This window comes from Nocardioides sp. Arc9.136 (genome assembly GCF_030506255.1).
Taxonomy (GTDB): Bacteria; Actinomycetota; Actinomycetes; order Propionibacteriales; family Nocardioidaceae; genus Nocardioides.
This window is the reverse complement of the sequence record NZ_CP113431.1, coordinates 2420001-2440802: the sequence shown is the minus strand read 5'-3', so window position 1 is coordinate 2440802 and position 20802 is coordinate 2420001. Positions and strand designations below refer to the sequence as shown.

Genomic DNA, 20802 nt, shown 5'->3' with positions numbered 1-20802 from the left:
CACCCGTGACGCAGACCAGCAGCACGCCGCCGCGGGGCGGTGGTGACCCCGTCCTCCAGACGGTCGGGGTCACCAAGTCCTTCGGCGGCGTCCACGCCCTCCGCGGCGTCGACTTCGAGCTCCGGGCGGGGGAGATCCACACGCTCGTGGGGGAGAACGGCGCCGGCAAGTCGACGCTGATCAAGGTCCTGACCGGCGTCTACACCCCCGACGAGGGGGAGGTCCGGTACGCCGGCGAGACGGTGCACTTCCGCCGTCCCTCCGACGCCCAGCACGCCGGGATCTCGACCATCTACCAGGAGGTGAACCTGGTCCCGCTGCTCAGCGTGGCCCGGAACATCTTCCTGGGGCGCGAGCCGCGCAGGTTCGGGCTCATCGACGTACGCGCGATGAACCGCCGGGCCCGTGAGCTCGTCGAGGAGCTCGGCATCGACATCGACGTCACCGCCGAGCTCGGCCGGCTCGGGCTCGGGTCGCAGCAGATGGTCGCCCTCGCCCGGGCCATGTCGGTCGACAGCCGGGTCGTGATCATGGACGAGCCGACGTCCTCGCTGGAGACCAAGGAGGTCGAGACCCTGTTCCGCGTCGCCCGCGGCCTGCGGGACCGGGGCGTGGGGCTGGTCTTCGTCTCCCACCGGCTCGACGAGCTGTGGGAGTTGTGCGACCGGGTCACCATCCTGCGCGACGGCCAGTGGGTCCACACCGGCACGATGGCCGAGATGAGCCGGCTCGAGCTGGTCTCGAAGATGCTCGGTCGCGACGTCGAGGAGGTCCAGGCCGAGGGCGCCACCGAGTTCGGCGCGTCCCACCGCCAGTCGGAGGAGCCGGCGCTGGTGGTCTCCGGGCTCGACGTCCGCAACCGCCTGCACGGCATCGACCTCGAGGTGCGCCCCGGCGAGGTGGTCGGCCTGGCCGGCCTCCTCGGCTCCGGGCGCAGCGAGACCGTCAAGGCCATCTACGGCGCCCTGCGCGCCCAGTCCGGTGACGTCACCGTCGCCGGGTCGAAGGTCAAGGCCAACTCGGTGAGGGGCGCGCTCGCCTCCGGCGTGGCGCTGCTGTCGGAGGACCGCAAGGCGGAGGGGATCGTCCCGGACCTCTCGGTCCGCGACAACATCGCGCTCGCCGTGCTCCCGCGGATGTCGCGCGCCGGGGTCGTGTCGGAGGCCAAGATCGACCGGCTCGTCGACACCTTCATGAAGCGGCTGCGGATCAAGGCGTCGAGCCCGGACCAGAAGGTCCGCGAGCTCTCCGGCGGCAACCAGCAGAAGGTGCTGATCGCCCGCTGGCTGGCCACCGAGCCCACCGTGTTCCTCCTCGACGAGCCGACCCGAGGCATCGACGTCGGCGCCAAGAGCGAGGTGCAGGCGCTCATCGACGAGCTCGCCGAGCAGGGGCTCGCCGTCGTGCTGATCTCCAGCGAGATGGACGAGCTCGTCGAGGGCGCGGACCGGATCGTCGTGCTGCACGACGGGCACGTCCAGGCCGAGCTCGACAGCACCAACCTGAGCAGCTCCGAGCTGCTGACCGCGCTGGCGGGAGACCGAGAGATGGAGGGGAGCAGCCGTGAGTGACGGCACTGCCACGGCCCCGTCGGCCACCACGGCCGAGGACGCCACCACCCGCACCCGACCGCGCTTCGACCAGGACTGGGTGCGGCGCAACGGCGTGTTCGTCGCGCTGGGCCTGCTGCTCCTGGCCAACGTGCTGCTGACCGACAACTTCGTCAGCACCGGGACCCTGCGGCTGCAGCTCGTCCAGGTCGCGCCGGTCGTGATCGTCGCGCTCGGCATGGCGCTGGTGATCGGCACCGAGGGCATCGACCTGTCCGTGGGCGCCGTGATGGCGCTCGCCGCCGCCCTCATCCCGCTCTATGTCGGGTACGGCTCGGTCGGCGCGATCGTCATCGGCCTCGTCGCCGGCGTCGTGGTCGGCCTGATCGCCGGTGTGCTGGTCGCCGTCGTCGGGGTGCAACCGATCGTCGCGACCCTCGGCCTGATGGTCGTCGGTCGCGGCGTCGCGAACCTCTTCGGCGGGGAGATCAAGAGCATCCGCGAGCCCGGGATCGTCGAGCTCGGCACGGGGAGCGTCCTCGGCATCCCCTACGTCGTGCTCATCGCCGCGGCCGCGTCGATCGTGGTCTGGCTCCTCGTGCGGCGCTCGACCTACGGGCGCCAGCTCGTGGCGATCGGCGGCAACAAGCTCGCCGCCCAGCTCGCCGGCCTGCCCGTGCGGCGCGTGCTCGTGACGACGTACGTCGTCTCCGGGCTGCTCGCCGCGATGGCCGGCATCCTGCTGGCGGCCCGCTCGCAGGCGAGCGACCCGACGAAGCTCGGTCAGCTGATGGAGCTCTCGGCCATCACCGCGGTCGTCATCGGTGGCACGCCGCTCTCCGGCGGCCAGGTGCGGATCCTCGGCACCATCGCCGGAGCGCTGCTCATGCAGCTGATCACCGCCACCTTGATCTTCCACAACATCCCGGACTCGACGGCCCAGATCGTGCAGGCGGTCATCGTCATCGCCGCCGTCTACGTCCAGCTCGGCCGAGGAAAGGCGCGACGCACATGAGCACCTCCACCGTCGTCGACCCGGCGACGTCGAACGCGCCGGAGGCCGCCGCGGCCTCGCGGGCCCGGTTCGCCTCGCTGGTCCAGCGCCAGGGCGCGCTGGCGATCTTCGTGGTCGTGGTCGCCGTTGCGAGCGTCAGCTTCGACACCTTCGCGAGCCGGGGGAACCTGACCGGCATCGCGGTGCAGGCGTCGTTCCTCGCGATGCTCGCCCTCGGCATGACGTTCGTGATCATGACCGGCGGCATCGACCTGTCGGTCGGCAGCGTCTTCGCCCTCGGCGGCGTCCTCGCCGCCTGGGGCAGCCAGCACGGCACGCTCGTCGCGTTCGTCCTGCCTCTGGCGGTCTGCGGCGCGATCGGGCTCACCCAGGGGCTGATCATCGCCCGCGGCGGCCTGCCACCGTTCATCGTCACGCTGGCGGGTCTGCTGTTCGCCCGCGGGCTGCTGCTGCTCCTCAGCGACGAGGGCGCCACGACGTACAAGGTCCCGCGGGGCTCGGCGTTCCGGAAGCTCGCCCAGGGGGAGCTGTTCGGCATCCCCTACCCGGTCCTGCTGGTGGTGCTGTTCTTCGCGATCGGCGCCCTGGTGCTGCACCGCACGTCCTACGGCGCCTCCGTGCTCGCGATCGGCGGCCAGGAGGACGCGGCCGACCTGATGGGCCTCCCGGTGCAGCGCACCAAGGTGCTGACGTACGTCGCCTCCTCGCTGCTCGCCGGCTTCGGCGGCATCATGATCGCCAGCTACACCTCCTCGGGCGTCACGATCCTCGGTGTCGGCACCGAGCTCGAGGCGATCGCCGCGGTGGTCCTCGGCGGCACGCTGCTCACCGGCGGCGCCGGCACCGTGCTCGGCACGCTCATCGGCGTCCTGCTGCTGCAGGTGATCAAGAACGTCATCAACCAGATCGGCTCGCTGGACTCCGACTGGCAGTCCGTGGTCAGCGGCACCATCCTGCTGCTGGTCGTCACGCTGCAGCGCTGGCTCACCCGCGTCGACCGGACCTAGCGACCGTCACAGCGCGGTACCGCCTGATCGTGCCCCTCACCGGCTCCGGCCGGTGAGGGGCACGACGCGTTCCTCACCGGTGGTGCACCGGGGACCCCCGCAGGCCGTCCCCGCCGCGCCGCCCCAGCCCGGCCACTTCTCAGGCAGAACCGGCACTTCTCAGGGGTTGCAATCCCTGAGAGGTGCCGGAATCCCCGGGGCCCCGGGGAATCCGGCAGCCACCCGGCAACCGCGGGACCCAGCCCGAGCAACGACTCAGGCGTACCGCACGACGTGCGCGACGCCCTGGCGCCGGGCCATGGCGCGCCCGAGGCGCTCGGCGTCCTGGAAGGTCTGGTGCCGCAGGGCGGTGTCCTGGTCGTACCGCGACCCGGCGACGTCGTTCCACCAGAAGCCGCCGTCGCAGTAGGTGACGATCGTGCCGCTCTCCATGGTCTTCCCCCCACCGTCGGTCCGGGTGGCCGACGGTCCGTTTTTACTTTGCCGGGGTGGCGGCTGTCCGGCCATCGGCGCACGTGTGGCCGAACGGTCCGGGCACCCACCCGTTCGGGCCATGTCCCTGGGGTCCCGCACACGCGGACGCAGACGCACACGCAGACGCCGACGGCCCGGCACCCCTTGCGGGTGCCGGGCCGTCGGCGTGGGACCGGGTGGGACGGAGGCTCAGGCCTCGCCCATCACCAGGCCCTCGATGGTGTGCTTCTGGGTGATCGGCGTGAGCTCGTTGACGACGGGGCAGTCGAGGTGGTCGCGGACGCGCTGGGGGAGGTTCTCCCAGTACTGGCGGGTCACGGCGAGGTCGTGCTTCTCGTCGTTGCCGGCGCCGGGGGCGTCCACGCCGAGCACCAGGACCGGACGGGACTTCGCCGACTCGTTCTTGGTCCCGCGGTGGACCGTGAGCGCGGAGCGCGCCGAGATGTCACCCATCTGCGGGTACTTGCGCACGGCGCGCTCCTCGAAGCGGGAGTACTCCTTCTTCAGCGGGAACATCCCGTGGTTGAACTCCTCGCCCTTGTCCCAGTGGGTGCCCGGCGCGACCTCGAAGGGACCCATGTCCTCCTCGGTGTCGACGCAGGTCACGTTGAAGGCGAGCGAGGTGAGCCGGCCCTCCTCGAGGGTCTCCTTCGGGCTCGGGAAGTCGCGGTGCCACGGCTGGTTCTTGGCGCCCTCGAACGGGATGTCGAAGCCGACCTCGACGATCTTGTAGTCCGGGCCGAGGACGGCCTCGCAGGTCGCGCGGACCCACGGGTGGTCGACGAGGTCGACGAAGCCGCGCAGGGCCTCGGGGTGGATCTCGACGTAGTACCGGTTCGGCCCGCGGCCGACGGAGCCGCCCTCGCGGGACTGGGCCTCGGCGAAGGCCGCCTCGACGTCCTCGCGGAGCTGCTCGACCCACTCGCGGGAGAAGGCGCCCTTGCAGCCGATGATGCCGTCGGTCTGGATGGTGTCGCGGATGACGTCCGTGTCGATCGGCACGTCGAGTGCTGCGGCGGTCATGTGGTCCTCCCGGGAAAGTGGTGTGACGTTCGGTACCCAGTTTGCAACGTTGCAATGCCACGTTGCAATACCCTGCGTCGAGAAATCCGCGACGAACGCACGAGGAGGCGGCATGAGGGCGAACCTGCGGGACGTGGCCGAGCGCGCGGGCGTGAGCGTCCGCACCGTGTCGAACGTCGTGAACACCCCCGAGGTCGTCGCCCCCGCCACCCGGGAGCGGGTCCAGCGCGTGATCGACGAGGTCGGCTACCGGCCCAACATCGCGGCCCGCCAGCTGCGCCGCGGGCGCGGCGACGTCATCGGGCTGGTCGTGCCGGAGATCGACTCGCCGTACTTCGCCGAGCTGGCCGCCCACGTCGTCCGCGCCGCCGAGGAGCGGGGCTGGACGGTCCTGGTCGAGCAGACCGACGGCGACCCCCGGCGGGAGCGCGACCTCCTCGACGGTGCCCGCGGGCAGGGCGTGGACGGCGTGGTGTTCAGCCCGTGGTCGATGACGCCGGCCGAGGTCTCGCGCCGCTCGAGCGCGCCGCCGGTGGTGATGCTGGGGGAGCAGGCCGGCTTCGGGCACGTCGACCGCGTCGCCATCGACAACCAGGCGGCCGCGCGCGAGGCCACGGCGCACCTCGTCGCCTCCGGGCGGCGCCGGGTCGCAGCCGTCGGCCTGCAGCCGCACCTGAGCAACGAGACGGCCCGGCACCGGCTCGCCGGCTACCGGGCCGCGCTCGCCGCCGGCGGGCTGCCGGAGGACCCGGCGCTCGAGGTGGGCGTCGAGCGGCTGCACCACGCCGACGGCGTACGGGCCATGGCGGCCCTGCTCGACCTCGCCGACCCGCCGGACGCCGTCTTCTGCTTCACCGACCAGCTCGCGCTCGGCGCCCTGCGGGCGTGCGCGTCCCGCGAGGTCGCCGTCCCCGGCGACCTCGACGTCGTCGGCTTCGACGACATCGAGGCCGGCCGCTACTCGGTGCCGTCGCTGACGACGGTGGCGCCCGACAAGCAGCGGCTCGCCGCGCTCGCCCTCCAGACGCTCGCCGAGCGGATGGCCGACCCCTCGCTGCCCGGTCGCGACGTCGTCGTCCCCCACGAGCTGCTGGTCCGGGAGAGCGCCCCCGGCCGGTGAGGTGCCGGTGAGGTGCCGGCGAGGCGCCGGGCGGGCCGCCGGTGACCGGAACGGCAACCGGGTGGAGCGCGGCGCGCGCGGCTTCCTAGACTTGCCCCTCGACCGGCCGGTCACCAGCTGGAGAGGCGTGCCATGTCCGGACCCAACACCGACTACGACCCCGTGGAGGTCACTGCCTTGAAGCCCGAGGAGGTCGAGTCGGCACGCGACGCCGCGCTCGCCGCCATCGCCGCCGCGACCGACCTCGCCGAGCTCAAGCAGGTGCGCATCGACCACACCGGCGACCGCTCGCCGCTGGCGCTCGCCAACCGCGAGATCGGCGCACTGCCGCCCCAGGCCCGCAAGGAGGCCGGCCAGCGGATCGGCCAGGCTCGCGGTGCCGTGGCCAAGGCGCTGGGCGAGCGGCAGGCCGTGCTCGAGGTCGAGCACGAGGAGCGGATGCTGGTCGAGGAGACCGTCGACGTCACCCTGCCCACCGACCGCCTGCCCGCCGGTGCGCGGCACCCGCTCACCACCGGCGCGGAGCTGATCGCCGACATCTTCGTGGCGATGGGCTGGGAGGTCGCCGAGGGTCCGGTCATCGAGGCCGAGTGGCTGAACTTCGACGCGCTCAACCTCGGTCCCGACCACCCGGCACGGACGATGCAGGACACCTTCTGGACCGACCCGCAGGACGACGGTGTCGTGCTCCGGACCCACACGTCGCCGGTGCAGGCGCGGACCATGCTCACCCGGACGCCGCCCATCTACGTCGTGTGCCCCGGCCGGGTCTTCCGGACCGACGAGTACGACGCCACGCACAGCCCGATGTTCCACCAGGTCGAGGGCCTCGCCATCGACGAGGGCATCACCATGGCGCACCTCAAGGGGACCCTCGACCACTTCGCCACGGCGATGTTCGGCGAGGGCTCGACGACACGGTTCCGCCCGTCGTACTTCCCCTTCACCGAGCCGTCCGCCGAGGTCGACCTGCTGTGCTTCGTGTGCCGCGGTGCCGGGGAGCTCGAGGGCGCCCGCTGCCGCACCTGCCGCGGCGAGGGCTGGATCGAGTGGGGTGGCTGCGGCGTGGTCAACCCGCGCGTGCTGGCCGCCTGCGGCGTCGACAGCGAGCGCTACACCGGCTTCGCGTTCGGCATGGGCATCGACCGCACCCTGATGTTCCGGCACGGCGTGGAGGACCTCCGCGGGTTCTTCGAGGGCGACGTCCGGTTCACCACCGCTTTCGGAAGCGAGCTCTGAGCACCCCGTGAAGACCCCTGTCTCCTGGATCCGCGAGTACGTCGACCTCCCGGCCGACGTCACCACCGAGGCGCTGGCCGCCGAGCTGACCGACCTCGGGCTCAAGCTCGAGGCGATCGAGAAGCCCGGCGACCAGATCACCGGTCCGCTCGTCGTCGGTCGAGTGCTCACCATGGAGCCCGAGCCCCAGAAGAACGGCAAGACCATCAACTGGTGCACCGTCGACGTCGGCGACGCCAACGGGACCGGCGAGCCGCAGGGCATCGTGTGCGGCGCGCACAACTTCGCGCCCGGCGACCTCGTGGTGGTCGTGCTGCCCGGCGCGGTGCTCCCCGGTGACTTCGCGATCTCCGCGCGCAAGACCTACGGCCACCTCTCCGCCGGGATGATCTGCTCGGCCCGTGAGCTCGGCCTGGGCGAGGACCACGAGGGCATCATCGTGCTCCCCGAGGGCGCCGGCGAGCCGGGGCAGAGCGCCTTCGGCGTGCTCGGCCTCGACGAGGAGGTCATCGAGTTCGAGATCAACCCCGACCGGGCCTACGCGCTGTCGCTGCGCGGGGTCGCCCGCGAGGCCGCCTTGGCGTACGACGCGGCGTACCGCGACCCGACGCAGCGCGAGGTCCCTCCGGCCGACGACCAGGGCCACCCGGTCGTGGTCGACGACCCCACCGGGTGCCCGGTCTTCGTGGCCCGCACGGTCTCCGGGTTCGACCCGGCCGCGCCGACGCCGGACTGGATGGCGCGTCGCATCCAGCTCGCGGGCATGCGACCGATCTCGCTGGCCGTCGACGTCACGAACTACGTGATGCTCGAGACCGGTCGGCCCATCCACGGCTACGACGCCGACAAGCTGCAGGGCGCGATCCGCGTCCGCCGGGCCGAGCCCGGCGAGCGGCTCACCACCCTCGACGGCACCGACCGTGTGCTCTCCCCGGAGGACCTCGTCGTCACCGACGACTCCGGGATCATCGGCCTCGGCGGCGTCATGGGCGGCGAGGCGACCGAGATGTCGGCGACCACCACCCGCGTGCTCGTGGAGGCCGCGCACTGGGACGCGGTCTCGATGTTCCGCACCGGCAAGCGGCACAAGATCTCCTCCGAGGCCGGCAAGCGCAACGAGCGCGGGGTCGACCCGACGATCTGCGAGGCCGCGGCCGACCGCGTGGTCGAGCTGCTGACGACGTACGGCGGCGCGACGGCGGAGCCGGGTGTGACCGTGGTCGGCACGCCGCCGGCTGCCGGCAGCATCGCCGTCGACGCCGACCTGCCCGCCCGCGTGACCGGCATGGACATCGACACCGCCACGACCGTGGCGCACCTGCGCGCTGTCGGGTGCGAGGTCGTCGAGGACGGCGGACGGCTCACCGCGACGGTCCCGCCGTGGCGCCCGGACCTCGCCGACCCCTTCGACCTCGTCGAGGAGGTCGCCCGGATCGTCGGCTACCGCAACGTGCCGTCGGTCCTGCCCACCCCCGGCGCCGGGCGTGGCCTCACCCGCGAGCAGCGGCTGCGTCGCCGCGTCGGTCGCACCCTGGCCGGCGCGGGCTGCGTCGAGGTGCTCAGCTTCCCGTTCGTCGGCGACGCGGCCTTCGACCAGCTCGGGCTCGCCGCCGACGACCCGCGCCGCCACACGGTGCGGCTCGCGAACCCGCTCTCGGCCGAGGAGCCGTCGTACACCACGACGCTCCTCCCGGGCCTGCTCAAGGCCGCCGCCCGCAACGTGGGTCGCGGCGCGACGGGCGTCGCGCTGTTCGAGACCGGGACCGTCGCATTCCCCGTCGACCGGGGCCCCGCCCCGATCTACGGCGTCGACCGGCGACCCACGGCCGAGGAGCTCGCGGCGCTGGTCGACGCGCTGCCGCTCCAGCCGCTGCACCTCGCCGTCGTCCTCGCCGGCGAGCGCGAGCGCGCCGGCTGGTGGGGCGCGGGCCGCGAGGCCGGCTGGGCCGACGCGATCGCCGTGGTCCGCCGGCTGGCCGACGAGCTGGGCGTGGAGCTCACCGTCGACGCGGAGGCACGCACGCCGTGGCACCCGGGCCGGTGCGCCCGGCTGAGCGTCGGGGAGGTCGTGCTCGGCCACGCCGGCGAGTTGCACCCCAAGGTGTGCAAGGCGTTCGGCCTGCCCGCGCGGTCGGCCGCCGTCGAGCTCGACCTCGACGCACTGCTGCGCACGGCCGTCGACGTGGCGCCGGCGCCGGAGTTCTCGACGTACCCGGTCGCGAAGGAGGACGTCGCGCTCGTCGTCGACGCCTCCGTCCGCGCCGCGGACGTCGGGTCGGCCCTGCGCGAGGGCGCGGGTGAGCTGCTGGAGTCGCTGCGGCTCTTCGACGTCTACACCGGCGAGCAGGTCGGCGAGGGACGCAAGTCGCTGGCCTTCGCGCTCCGGTTCCGCGCACCGGACCGGACCCTCACCGAGGACGAGACGGCCGCCGCCCGCGACGCCGCGGTCGCCCGCGCCGCCGAGCTCACCGGCGCGACCCAGCGGAGCTGAGGAGCGCCCCGCCGGGCTGTCCACCAAGGGATGTCGCCGGACCCTCGCTCCCCACGGTGAGCTCACCGTGGGGAGCGACGGTCTCCCCAGGGATGCAGCCGAACCGCCCCGCGAGCCGGTTCACCTGCATCCCTTGATGGAGCGACCGCGTAGACCCCTCACGCGGCGACGCATGGTGATCGCCCGTCCGGGCACCAGTGGGGTCGAGCGCGCTGCGCGCACGGGCGTCGCCCCCGTGACGAGCGCCACGGTCCACGCACCGGCACCCGGCTTCGCATAGTCATTCCGAGTTCGGTATGGTCATGCACATGACCAGGAAGCGCGTCGCTGTCGCCGGAGCCAGCGGGTACGCCGGAGGGGAGCTCCTGCGCCACCTCCTCGCCCATCCCGATGTCGAGATCGGTGCCCTCACAGGCGCCTCGAACGCGGGGGAGCGCCTCGGCGTGCTCCAGCCGCACCTCGTGCCGATCGCCGAGCGCATGCTCGAGCCGACGAACGCCGAGACCCTCGGCGGGCACGACGTGGTGTTCCTCGCGCTCCCGCACGGGCAGTCCGGCGCGATCGCGAACGAGCTGCAGGCCGCCGACCCGAGCACGGTCGTCATCGACTGCGGCGCCGACTTCCGGCTGCAGGACGCCGCGGAGTGGGAGAGGTTCTACGGCGGCGACCACGCCGGCACCTGGCCCTACGGCCTCCCCGAGCTGCCCGGCCAGCGCGACGCCCTCCGCGGCGCCACGCGCGTCGCCGTGCCCGGCTGCTACCCGACGGTGTCCACGCTGACGCTCGCACCGGCGATCGCCGCGGGGATCATCGAGCCCGAGGTCGTGGTGGTGGCCGCCTCGGGCACCAGCGGCGCGGGCAAGGCCGCCAAGCCGCACCTCCTCGGCAGCGAGGTGATGGGCAACGCCAGCGCGTACGGCGTGGGCGGCACCCACCGGCACACCCCGGAGATCACCCAGAACCTCACGGGGCTGCTGACCGACCAGCCGGTCACCGTCAGCTTCACGCCGCTGCTCGTCCCGATGTCGCGCGGCATCCTGGCGACCTGCTCGGCCCGCCTCGTCGCCGGCGTCACCGCGGAGGACGTCCGTGAGACCTACCTGAAGGCCTACGCCGACGAGCCGTTCGTCCACGTGCTCCCCGAGGGGCTCTGGCCGCAGACCAAGTCCGTGACCGGCTCGAACGCCGTCCACGTGCAGGCGACGGTCGACGAGGCCGCCGGGCGCATGGTCGCCGTCGGCGCCGTCGACAACCTCGCCAAGGGCACGGCCGGCGCGGCCGTGCAGTGCATGAACCTCGCCCTCGGCCTCGACGAGGGCACCGGCCTCACCACGATCGGAGTCGCCCCGTAATGAGCGTGACCACCCCCCAGGGCTTCCGGGCCGCCGGCGTCGAGGCCGGGCTGAAGAACAGCGGCGGCAAGGACGTCGCGCTGGTCGTCAACGACGGGCCCACCTTCGACTCCGCCACCGTCTTCACCGCCAACCGCTGCAAGGCCAACCCGGTCCTGTGGAGCCAGGAGGTCGTCAAGGACGGCACCGTCCGGGCGGTCGTGCTGAACTCCGGCGGCGCCAACTGCTACACCGGGCCCGAGGGCTTCCAGACCACCCACGCGGTCGCCGAGCAGGTCGCCGGCCACCTCGGCGCCGGCGCGATCGACGTCGTCGTCTGCTCGACCGGGCTGATCGGCCTCACCAACGACCGGCAGCAGGTGCTCGCCGGCGTCGACGCGGCGTACGCCGCCCTCGCGGCCGACGGCGGCCAGGACGCGGCCGAGGCGATCATGACCACCGACTCGGTCAGCAAGCAGGTCGTCGTCGAGGGCGCGGGCTGGTCGATCGGCGGCATGGCCAAGGGCGCGGGCATGCTGGCCCCGCAGCTGGCCACGATGCTCGTCGTGCTCACCACCGACGCGGTGGTCCCGGCCGCCGACCTCGACACCGCGCTCCGCGCGGCGACCCGGGTCTCCTTCGACCGGCTCGACTCCGACGGCTGCATGTCGACCAACGACACGGTCACGGTCATGGCCAGCGGCGCGAGCGGGATCACGCCCAGCCTCGACGACTTCACCCAGGCGCTCACCCAGGCCTGCACGGACCTGGCGATGCAGCTGCTCAAGGACGCCGAGGGCGCCGACCACGAGATCGCGATCACGACGGTCGGCGCGGCGTCCGAGGACGAGGCGGTCGAGGTCAGCCGCAGCGTGGCCCGGAGCAACCTGTTCAAGGCCGCGATCTTCGGCAACGACCCCAACTGGGGTCGCGTCCTGGCCAGCATCGGCACCACGTCCGCGCGGTTCGACCCCGCCGACCTCGACGTCGCGATGAACGGAGTCTGGGTCTGCCGGCAGTCCACGCCGCACGCGGACCCGGCCGGCGTCGACCTGAGCGCCCGCGAGGTCAGCGTGACCATCGACCTCAAGTCCGGGTCCGAGCGGGCGACCGTCTGGACCAACGACCTCACCCACGCCTACGTCCACGAGAACAGCGCGTATGCCTCATGAACGACTCCAGCAGCCCCACGGGCGCCTTCGACACCAGCAAGCCCGACCAGGCCAAGGCCCGCACGCTCGCGGCGGCCCTGCCGTGGATGAAGCGGTACCACGGCAAGATCGTCGTGGTGAAGTACGGCGGCAACGCCATGACCGACGACGCCCTCAAGCAGGCCTTCGCCGAGGACATCGCGTTCCTCCGGTTCGCCGGCTTCAAGCCGGTCGTCGTGCACGGCGGCGGTCCGCAGATCTCCTCGATGCTCGACCGGCTCGGCATCGAGTCGGAGTTCCGCGGCGGCCTGCGCGTGACCACGCCCGAGGCGATGGACGTGGTCCGGATGGTCCTCGTCGGGCAGGTCCAGCGCGAGCTGGTCGGGCTCATCAACGAGCACGGGCCGCTGGCGGTCGGGTGCTCCGGCGAGGACGCCGGCCTCTTCACCGCGGTGCCGGCGACCACCGTCGTGGACGGCGAGGAGGTGGACCTCGGCCTCGTCGGCGAGGTGACCAGCGTCCGCCCGGAGTCGGTGCTCGACCTGATCGAGGCGGGCCGGATCCCGGTCGTCTCCAGCGTCGCGCCCGACGTGGACGGCACCGTCCACAACGTCAACGCCGACACCGCCGCCGCGGCGCTCGCGGTCGCGTTGGGAGCGGAGAAGCTGCTGGTCCTCACCGACGTCGAGGGCCTGTACCTCGACTGGCCGGACCCCACCGACGTCATCGGCGAGATCAGCCCCGAGGCCCTCGAGGAGCTGATGCCGACCCTGGCCTCCGGCATGGTCCCGAAGATGGGCGCCTGCCTGGCGGCCGTGCAGAACGGCGTCCCGCGCGCGACCGTCGTCGACGGCCGCGAGCCGCACGCCGTCATCCTCGAGCTCTTCACCCAGGAGGGGGTCGGCACGCAGGTGCTCCCCGGCGTGGAGACCAAGACCCGGAAGGTCAGGGACAGCCAGTGACCACCACCAGCACCCCCAGCACCCCCAGCACCGTCACCCAGGCCCAGGAGCGGTACGCCGCCAGCCTGATGAACACCTTCGGCCCGCCGAAGCTGCAGCTGGTCCGCGGCGAGGGTGCCCACGTCTGGGACGCCGACGGCAACGAGTACGTCGACTACCTCGGCGGGATCGCGGTCAACGCGCTCGGCCACGCACACCCGGCGCTCGTCGAGGCCGTGGCCACCCAGCTGGGGACCCTCGGCCACGTCTCGAACTTCTTCACCACCGGCCCCCAGCTCGACCTCGCCGAGAAACTCCTCGAGCTGGTCGGCGGCGGCACGCGTGCCGAGGGCCGGGTCTTCTTCACCAACTCCGGCACCGAGGCCAACGAGGCGGCGTTCAAGCTCACCCGCCGCACCGGCCGCACCCACGTCGTGGCCACCGAGGGCGGCTTCCACGGCCGGACGATGGGCGCCCTGGCGCTCACGTCCAAGGAGGCCTACCGCACGCCGTTCGAGCCGCTGCCCGGGGACGTGACGTTCGTGCCGTACGGCGACGCCGACGCGCTCGCCGCCGCGGTCACCGACGAGACCGCAGCGGTCCTGGTCGAGCCGATCCAGGGCGAGGCCGGCGTCGTCGTGCCCCCCGAGGGCTACCTCGCCGCGGCGCGCGCCGTCGCCGACGAGCACGGCGCGCTGCTGTGGATCGACGAGGTGCAGACCGGCATGGGCCGCACCGGCCGTTGGCTCGCCAGCGAGGGCGTGCGTCCCGACGTCGTGACCCTGGCCAAGGGCCTCGGCGGCGGCTTCCCGATCGGCGCCTGCATCGGCCTCGGGGACGCCGGCGCGCTGCTGCAGCCCGGCAACCACGGCACCACCTTCGGCGGCAACCCGGTGGCCTGCGCCGCCGGCCTGGCCGTCATCGCCACCATCGAGTCCGAGGGCCTGCTCGAGCGGGCGACGGTGCTCGGCCGGCGGCTCCGCGAGGGCCTCGGCGCCGACGCCCGCGTGACCGAGGTCCGCGGGGCCGGCCTGATGATCGGGCTCGACCTGGGCGAGGACGCGGCGGCCGAGGTGGTCGCCGCGGGTCTGGCGCACGGGTTCGTGCTCAACAACACCACGCCGCGCCGGATCCGGCTCGTGCCCCCGCTCGTCCTCACCGAGGCCGACGCGGACGCCCTGCTCGCCGCGTGGCCGCGGATCCTCGACGACGCGTTCGCCGCCCTCGCGGCCGGGAAGGACTCCTGATGCGCCACCTGCTCCGCGACGACGACCTCACCCCGGCCGAGCAGGCCGAGGTGCTCGAGCTCGCGGCCGCGATGAAGGCCGAGCCCTACGCGCGCCGCCCGCTCGAGGGGCCGCAGACGGTCGCGATGGTCTTCGACAAGCCCACGCTGCGCACCCAGGCCTCCTTCGCGGCCGGCGTCGCGGAGCTCGGCGGCTTCCCGATGGTCGTCGACGGCCGGCTCGCCGGGATCGGCGAGCGCGAGTCGGTCGCCGACGTCGCCCGCATCCTGGGCCGGCAGGCCTCGGCGATCGCGTGGCGGACCTTCGCCCAGTCCGACCTCGAGGACATGGCCGAGCACGCCGGCGTCCCCGTCGTCAACGCGCTGACCGACGACTTCCACCCCTGCCAGCTGCTGGCCGACCTGGTGACGGTGCGCGAGCACAAGCCCGAGCTCGCCGGCCTCACCGTGACGTTCTTCGGCGACGGCGCCTGTAACATGGGCAACTCCTGGCTGCTCGCCGGCGCCACCGCGGGCATGCACGTCCGGATCAGCGCGCCCGAGGGCTACACCCCGCCCGCGGAGGTCTTCGAGCGCGCCGGCGAGATCGGCGAGCAGACCGGCGGGTCCGCGACCTGGGTGGAGGACCCCCGCGAGGCCGCGGAGGGCACGGACGTGGTCGTCACCGACACGTGGGTCTCGATGGGCAAGGAGGAGGAGGCCGCCGCGCGGACCGAGGTGTTCGCGCCGTACTCCGTCACCCAGGCGCTCTTCGAGACCGCCAACCCCGACGCCATCGCCATGCACTGCCTGCCCGCCTACCGCGGGAAGGAGATCGCCGCCGAGGTGCTCGACGGGATCCAGAGCGTGGTGTGGGACGAGGCCGAGAACCGCCGGCACGCCCAGAAGGCCGTGCTCGCCTGGCTGCTCGAGAGGGCCGGGACGGGGGAGCGGTGATGACCGAGCACGCCCTGCGCCCGGCCACCAAGAACGCCCGGCACCGGCGGATCGTCGAGCTGGTCACGCACCACGAGATCCGCTCCCAGTCCGAGCTCGCCGAGCTGCTCGCCGAGAGCGGTGTCCGGGTCACCCAGGCGACCCTCTCGCGCGACCTCGTGGAGCTGGACGCGGTCAAGGTACGGGCGTCCTCCGGCGCGCTCGTGTACGCCGTGCCCGCCGAGGGCGGTGACCGCCGGCCGGCGGCGCCGACCGACACCGCGGCGGCCTCCCACCGCCTGGCCCGCCTCCTCGGCGAGCTGCTCGTCTCGGCCGAGGCGAGCGCCAACCTGGTCGTCCTGCGCACCCCGCCGGGCGCCGCCCAGTACCTCGGCTCCGCCTTCGACGGCGCCGGTCTCCCCGACGTCCTCGGCACCATCGCCGGGGACGACACGATCCTCGTCATCGGGCGGGACCCGGCCGGCGGCGACGCGCTCGCGCAGCGCTTCCTCGCCCTGGCCGACTCCTCCCTCCCCACCAGTCCTCTCAAGGAGATCTAAGTGAGCAAGGTCCTCACCACGCTGCCCCAGGGCGAGCGTGTCGGCATCGCGTTCTCCGGCGGCCTCGACACCTCCGTCGCCGTCGCCTGGATGCGGGACAAGGGTGCGGTGCCCTGCACCTACACCGCCGACATCGGGCAGTACGACGAGCCGGACATCTCCGGCGTGCCCGACCGGGCCCTGCAGTACGGCGCCGAGATCGCCCGCGCGGTCGACTGCCGTCGCCAGCTGGTCGAGGAGGGCCTGGCCGCGCTCGCGTGCGGTGCGTTCCACATCCGCTCCGGCGGCCGCGCCTACTTCAACACCACTCCGCTGGGCCGCGCCGTCACCGGCACGATGCTGGTGCGCGCGATGCAGGAGGACGGCGTCGACATCTGGGGCGACGGGTCGACCTTCAAGGGCAACGACATCGAGCGGTTCTACCGCTACGGGCTCCTGGCCAACCCGAACCTGCGCATCTACAAGCCCTGGCTCGACCACGACTTCGTCACCGAGCTGGGCGGACGCGCCGAGATGAGCCAGTGGCTCACCGAGCACGGGCTGCCCTACCGCGACAGCAAGGAGAAGGCGTACTCCACCGACGCCAACATCTGGGGCGCGACCCACGAGGCGAAGACGCTCGAGCACCTCGACGTCTCGCTGGAGACGGTCGAGCCGATCATGGGCGTGAAGTTCTGGGACCCCTCGGTCGACATCGCCACCGAGGACGTCACGATCCGCTTCGAGGCCGGTCGTCCGGTGGCGATCAACGGCACGACGTACGACGACCCGGTCGCGCTGGTCCACGAGGCCAACACGATCGGCGGCCGGCACGGCCTGGGCATGTCCGACCAGATCGAGAACCGGATCATCGAGGCCAAGTCGCGCGGCATCTACGAGGCGCCGGGCATGGCGCTGCTGTGGATCGCCTACGAGCGCCTGGTCAACGCGGTGCACAACGAGGACACCATCGCCAGCTACCACAACGAGGGGCGCCGTCTCGGCCGGCTCCTCTACGAGGGCCGCTGGCTCGACCCGCAGGCGCTGATGATCCGCGAGGCCATCCAGCGCTGGATCGCCTCCCTGGTCACCGGCGAGGTGACGGTCCGGCTGCGCCGCGGCGAGGACTACACCGTCCTGGCCACCGACGGCCCGGCCTTCTCCTACCACCCCGACAAGCTGTCGATGGAGCGCACCGAGAACGCCGCGTTCGGCCCGGTCGACCGGATCGGCCAGCTCACCATGCGCAACCTCGACATCGCCGACTCCCGCGCCAAGCTCGAGCTGTACGCCGGTCAGCCGCTCGACCAGGGCCAGGTGCTGGTCGAGAACGGCACGCTCTTCGGCGAGCTGCCGGCCGGCGGGTACGACCGGATCACCGACAACCCGGAGTACGCCGAGGGCACCGAGGAGGTCGCGCTCGACGCGGCGGCCATGGAGCTGGGCACGGACTGATGGGCGGTTCCACCCGGCCGGTGCGCGAGCGCGTCTGCGCCCGCGTGCTGCCGGTCAACACGGCCGGCGAGGTCCTGCTCCTGCACGGGTGGGACCCCGCCGACCCCGGCTCGCCGTACTGGTTCACCATCGGCGGCGGAACCGAGCCGGGGGAGTCGCTGGTCGAGGCGGCCGCCCGCGAGATGCACGAGGAGAGCGGCCTGCGGGTCGACCCCGGGGCCCTGGTCGGCCCGCTGCACCGCGAGACGGTGGGGTTCGACTGGGGTCCGTGGCACCTGGTGCAGGACCAGACGTACTTCGCGGTGCGTGTCGACCTGGCCCCCGGCCAGGAGGTCCACCTCGGCGGGCTCGAGCCGCTCGAGGTCGGCACGATCGACCGGGCCGCGTGGTGGACCCCCGCGGCGCTGGACGAGGATGGCACTGCCGTGAGCGAGGAGCTCACGACGATCATGCGGACCGCGGTCACCGCGGTCGGAGGAGGCAGCACGTGAGCACCACCAACGAGGGCAAGCTCTGGGGCGGCCGGTTCGCCGGCGGCCCGTCGCCCGAGCTCGACGCGCTCTCGCGCTCGACGCACTTCGACTGGCGGCTGACCCCCTACGACCTCGCCGGCTCCCGGGCGCACGCCAACGCGCTGCACCGGGCCGGTCTGCTCTCCGACGACGACCTCGCCGAGTTGCAGCGGGGCCTCGACGTGCTGGGGGAGCGGTACGCCGCGGGCGAGCTGCACCCGGACCCGTCCGACGAGGACGTGCACGGCGCCCTCGAGCGGCTGCTCCTCGAGGAGGTCGGGCCCGACGTCGGCGGCCGGCTCCGCGCGGGCCGCAGCCGCAACGACCAGATCGCCACGCTGTTCAAGGTCTTCCTGCGCGACCACGCGCGGGTCGTCGCCGGGCAGGTGCTCGACCTCGTCGACGTGCTCGCCGGCCAGGCGCGCGACCACCTCCACCCCGAGCCGACGATCATGCCGGGGCGCACCCACCTGCAGCACGCCCAGCCGGTGCTGCTCGCCCACCACCTGATGGCCCACGCGTGGCCGCTGCTGCGCGACGTGGACCGGCTGCTCGACTGGGACGCCCGGGTGGCGGCGGACTCGCCGTACGGCTCGGGCGCGCTGGCGGGCCAGTCGTTGGGGCTCGACCCGACCGGGGTGGCGGCCGAGCTGGGGTTCACCGGCTCCACGGCCAACTCCATCGACGGCACCGCGTCCCGGGACTTCGTCGCCGAGCTCGCCTTCGTCGCCGCACAGGTCGGCGTGGACGTCAGCCGGATCGCCGAGGAGGTCATCCTCTGGGCGACCAAGGAGTTCGGCTTCGTCACGCTGCACGACTCGTGGTCGACGGGGTCGAGCATCATGCCGCAGAAGAAGAACCCCGACATCGCCGAGCTGGCCCGGGGCAAGGCCGGCCGGCTGGTGGGCAACCTGTCCGGGCTGCTCGCCACCCTCAAGGCGCTCCCGCTCGCCTACAACCGCGACCTGCAGGAGGACAAGGAGCCGGTCTTCGACTCCGTGGACACCCTCGAGGTGCTGCTGCCGGCGTTCACCGGCATGGTCGCCACGCTCGTCTTCGACCGCGAGCGGCTGGCCGAGCTGGCGCCCCAGGGCTTCTCGCTCGCCACCGACGTGGCGGAGTGGCTGGTGCGCCAGGACGTCCCGTTCCGGGTCGCCCACGAGCTGGCCGGTGCGTGCGTGCGGGAGTGCGAGCAGCACGGGATCGAGCTGCACGAGCTCTCCGACGAGCAGCTCGCCGCGATCTCGCCGCACCTGGTGCCAGCGGTCCGCGAGGTGCTCACCGCCGAGGGGTCGGTCGCCTCCCGCGACGGCCGTGGCGGCACCGCCCCCGTCCGGGTCCGCGAGCAGCTCGACGAGCTGGTCGAGCGCGCCGCGTCGTACCGTGCCCGGCTCGGCTGAGCGGTCCCACGGACTGGCCGACCTCCTGCGGGGGCCGGTCGACGAGGTCGCGCCGAGGCTGCTCGGCGCCCTCGTCAGCCACGGCGACGTCGTCGTCCGGCTGACCGAGGTCGAGGCGTACGCCGGCCCGGCCGACCCCGGCTCGCACGCCTACCGGGGCATGACCCGGCGCAACGCGACGATGTTCGGGCCGCCCGCGCACCTGTACTGCTACTTCACCTACGGCATGCACGTGTGCTGCAACGTGGTCACCGGACCGGAGGGGGACCCGAGCGCGGTGCTGCTCCGCGCCGGCGAGGTCGTCGAGGGGATCGCGACCGCGCGGGAGCGTCGCCCGGGCTCCTCCGACCGGGACCTCGCGCGGGGACCGGCACGTCTCTGCAACGCCCTGGGGATCGGCCTCGACCACGACGGCGACGACCTCATCGCCGGCCCGGTGCTGCTGGTTCCGGCGGAGCCGGTCTCCGCGGTCTCGACCGGCCCGCGCGTCGGCCTGCGCGGTGCGCCCGACCGGCCGTGGCGGTTCTGGGAGACCGGCCACCCGACCGTCTCGACCTACCGCCCCGCCAAGCCGCGGCTCCCGCGACCCGCCGGCTGAACGCCGTACGGCACGCGTGTTGCCGGCGTGTGACGGGCGTGCGACGAATGGATTTGGCACATCGGGGGAGAGCGCGTAACGTTCTTCCTCGCCGCGGCAAGCGGCTCCCGCCGGTCGGAAGACCAGCACGACAGGGAGCAGCAGGCCCCGGCCCGGGTCCACCGGAACGCGAAGCTCCCCGGAGTTGCGCAGGAGGATCGGAACCGGTAAGTTTCTGCAGGTTGCCCCGCGGCCGGCCCGGAAGGGTTCGGAACGGGCGCGTGTGATTCTTGAGAACTCAACAGTGTGTCATAGTCGACGAATTAGTTTGTTATGCCCCGTCGACTGATCTTCCTCTTTTGTGGGGTTTGGTTGGTTGATGGTTTCTTTGACAATGATTCTGGCTGGGCCCCTTTGGGGGTCCAATGAATGTCAGTTTCTCCTGTCAGGGGCATCTCTTTTTCCGCTGCTGGGCTTTGTGTCTGGTGGTGGTGTTGTTTTTCAACGGAGAGTTTGATCCTGGCTCAGGACGAACGCTGGCGGCGTGCTTAACACATGCAAGTCGAGCGGTAAGGCCCTTTCGGGGGTACACGAGCGGCGAACGGGTGAGTAACACGTGAGTAATCTGCCCTCCACTTCGGGATAAGCCTCGGAAACGGGGTCTAATACCGGATATGACGACTGCATGCATGTGTGGTTGTGGAAAGTTTTTTCGGTGGGGGATGTGCTCGCGGCCTATCAGCTTGTTGGTGGGGTAATGGCCTACCAAGGCTTCGACGGGTAGCCGGCCTGAGAGGGTGACCGGCCACACTGGGA

18 protein-coding genes and 1 rRNA gene (1 of these 19 cut by a window edge) are annotated in these 20802 nt (G+C 72.5%); 17 read left to right on the top strand and 2 right to left on the bottom strand.

Annotated elements, in window-relative coordinates; translation table 11 throughout:
• Positions 1-5: 5 nt before the first annotated feature.
• From OSR43_RS11865 to OSR43_RS11855, 3 genes are read left to right on the top strand one after another with little or no spacing between them, the layout of a single operon-like run.
• Positions 6-1571: a sugar ABC transporter ATP-binding protein gene (locus tag OSR43_RS11865; RefSeq protein WP_302266760.1), complete on the top strand. Its 1566-nt coding sequence runs from the start codon at positions 6-8 to the stop codon at positions 1569-1571.
• Positions 1564-2565 carry an ABC transporter permease gene (locus tag OSR43_RS11860; RefSeq protein WP_302266759.1) on the top strand — a complete coding sequence of 334 codons (1002 nt, stop codon included), beginning with the start codon at positions 1564-1566 and terminating at the stop codon, positions 2563-2565. Before OSR43_RS11865 ends, OSR43_RS11860 begins: the two co-directional genes overlap by 8 nt.
• Positions 2562-3572, top strand: a complete 1011-nt coding sequence (locus OSR43_RS11855; protein WP_302266758.1) for an ABC transporter permease — start codon at positions 2562-2564, stop codon at positions 3570-3572. The genes OSR43_RS11860 and OSR43_RS11855 overlap by 4 nt, the downstream gene beginning before the upstream one ends.
• 255 nt (positions 3573-3827) lie before the next feature.
• Here OSR43_RS11855 and OSR43_RS11850 read toward each other — a convergent pair whose 3' ends face one another.
• Both OSR43_RS11850 and OSR43_RS11845 read right to left on the bottom strand, forming a co-directional pair.
• A complete protein-coding gene (locus tag OSR43_RS11850; RefSeq protein WP_302266757.1) occupies positions 3828-4004 on the bottom strand; it encodes a hypothetical protein in 177 nt (58 codons plus the stop codon).
• Between the two features lie 231 nt (positions 4005-4235).
• The gene (locus tag OSR43_RS11845; protein WP_302266756.1) at positions 4236-5069 is read right to left on the bottom strand and encodes a phytanoyl-CoA dioxygenase family protein; all 834 of its coding nucleotides are present in this window, start codon (positions 5067-5069) and stop codon (positions 4236-4238) included.
• Positions 5070-5181: 112 nt separating this feature from the next.
• Between OSR43_RS11845 and OSR43_RS11840 the strand changes: the two genes are divergently transcribed.
• The 14 genes from OSR43_RS11840 to OSR43_RS11775 form a co-directional block, all read left to right on the top strand.
• Positions 5182-6189: a LacI family DNA-binding transcriptional regulator gene (locus tag OSR43_RS11840; protein WP_302266755.1), complete on the top strand. Its 1008-nt coding sequence runs from the start codon at positions 5182-5184 to the stop codon at positions 6187-6189.
• A gap of 132 nt (positions 6190-6321) precedes the next feature.
• Positions 6322-7428, top strand: a complete 1107-nt coding sequence (gene pheS, locus OSR43_RS11835) for a phenylalanine--tRNA ligase subunit alpha (protein WP_302266754.1) — start codon at positions 6322-6324, stop codon at positions 7426-7428.
• A 7-nt stretch (positions 7429-7435) separates the two neighbouring features.
• Positions 7436-9919: a phenylalanine--tRNA ligase subunit beta gene (pheT, locus tag OSR43_RS11830; RefSeq protein WP_302266753.1), complete on the top strand. Its 2484-nt coding sequence runs from the start codon at positions 7436-7438 to the stop codon at positions 9917-9919.
• Between the two features lie 308 nt (positions 9920-10227).
• Complete coding sequence (gene argC / locus OSR43_RS11825; protein WP_302266752.1) at positions 10228-11271, top strand: N-acetyl-gamma-glutamyl-phosphate reductase; 1044 nt, start codon at positions 10228-10230, stop codon at positions 11269-11271.
• Entirely contained in the window at positions 11271-12422 is a 1152-nt protein-coding gene (argJ, locus tag OSR43_RS11820; protein WP_302266751.1) for a bifunctional glutamate N-acetyltransferase/amino-acid acetyltransferase ArgJ, read from the top strand. Before argC ends, argJ begins: the two co-directional genes overlap by 1 nt.
• Positions 12419-13363 carry an acetylglutamate kinase gene (gene argB, locus OSR43_RS11815; protein ID WP_302266750.1) on the top strand — a complete coding sequence of 315 codons (945 nt, stop codon included), beginning with the start codon at positions 12419-12421 and terminating at the stop codon, positions 13361-13363. The genes argJ and argB overlap by 4 nt, the downstream gene beginning before the upstream one ends.
• On the top strand, positions 13360-14589 hold the full coding sequence (locus tag OSR43_RS11810; RefSeq protein ID WP_302266749.1) for an acetylornithine transaminase: 1230 nt from the start codon (positions 13360-13362) through the stop codon (positions 14587-14589). Before argB ends, OSR43_RS11810 begins: the two co-directional genes overlap by 4 nt.
• Entirely contained in the window at positions 14586-15524 is a 939-nt protein-coding gene (argF, locus tag OSR43_RS11805) for an ornithine carbamoyltransferase (RefSeq protein ID WP_302271668.1), read from the top strand. Before OSR43_RS11810 ends, argF begins: the two co-directional genes overlap by 4 nt.
• Positions 15524-16063, top strand: coding sequence for an arginine repressor (locus OSR43_RS11800; RefSeq protein WP_302266748.1), 540 nt, complete (start codon positions 15524-15526; stop codon positions 16061-16063). The genes argF and OSR43_RS11800 overlap by 1 nt, the downstream gene beginning before the upstream one ends.
• Complete coding sequence (gene argG, locus OSR43_RS11795) at positions 16064-17497, top strand: argininosuccinate synthase (protein WP_302266747.1); 1434 nt, start codon at positions 16064-16066, stop codon at positions 17495-17497. It begins immediately after the preceding gene.
• The gene (locus tag OSR43_RS11790) at positions 17497-17988 is read left to right on the top strand and encodes an NUDIX hydrolase (protein ID WP_302266746.1); all 492 of its coding nucleotides are present in this window, start codon (positions 17497-17499) and stop codon (positions 17986-17988) included. The genes argG and OSR43_RS11790 overlap by 1 nt, the downstream gene beginning before the upstream one ends.
• Positions 17985-19409, top strand: coding sequence for an argininosuccinate lyase (gene argH, locus OSR43_RS11785; RefSeq protein WP_302266745.1), 1425 nt, complete (start codon positions 17985-17987; stop codon positions 19407-19409). Before OSR43_RS11790 ends, argH begins: the two co-directional genes overlap by 4 nt.
• Complete coding sequence (locus OSR43_RS11780) at positions 19393-20007, top strand: DNA-3-methyladenine glycosylase (protein ID WP_302266744.1); 615 nt, start codon at positions 19393-19395, stop codon at positions 20005-20007. The genes argH and OSR43_RS11780 overlap by 17 nt, the downstream gene beginning before the upstream one ends.
• Positions 20008-20487: 480 nt before the next feature.
• A 16S ribosomal RNA gene (locus OSR43_RS11775) occupies positions 20488-20802 on the top strand (it continues 1204 nt past the right edge of the window).

Excerpts from the sequence above, each read along its gene's own strand:
- pheS (WP_302266754.1), top strand. The coding sequence starts at position 6,322 with ATGTCCGGACCCAACACCGACTACGACCCCGTGGAGGTCACTGCCTTG.
- OSR43_RS11840 (WP_302266755.1), top strand. The coding sequence starts at position 5,182 with ATGAGGGCGAACCTGCGGGACGTGGCCGAGCGCGCGGGCGTGAGCGTC.
- OSR43_RS11800 (WP_302266748.1), top strand. The coding sequence starts at position 15,524 with ATGACCGAGCACGCCCTGCGCCCGGCCACCAAGAACGCCCGGCACCGG.
- argB (WP_302266750.1), top strand. The coding sequence starts at position 12,419 with ATGAACGACTCCAGCAGCCCCACGGGCGCCTTCGACACCAGCAAGCCC.
- argJ (WP_302266751.1), top strand. The coding sequence starts at position 11,271 with ATGAGCGTGACCACCCCCCAGGGCTTCCGGGCCGCCGGCGTCGAGGCC.
- argC (WP_302266752.1), top strand. The coding sequence starts at position 10,228 with ATGACCAGGAAGCGCGTCGCTGTCGCCGGAGCCAGCGGGTACGCCGGA.
- OSR43_RS11850 (WP_302266757.1), bottom strand. The coding sequence starts at position 4,004 with ATGGAGAGCGGCACGATCGTCACCTACTGCGACGGCGGCTTCTGGTGG.
- OSR43_RS11855 (WP_302266758.1), top strand. The coding sequence starts at position 2,562 with ATGAGCACCTCCACCGTCGTCGACCCGGCGACGTCGAACGCGCCGGAG.
- OSR43_RS11845 (WP_302266756.1), bottom strand. The coding sequence starts at position 5,069 with ATGACCGCCGCAGCACTCGACGTGCCGATCGACACGGACGTCATCCGC.
- OSR43_RS11790 (WP_302266746.1), top strand. The coding sequence starts at position 17,497 with ATGGGCGGTTCCACCCGGCCGGTGCGCGAGCGCGTCTGCGCCCGCGTG.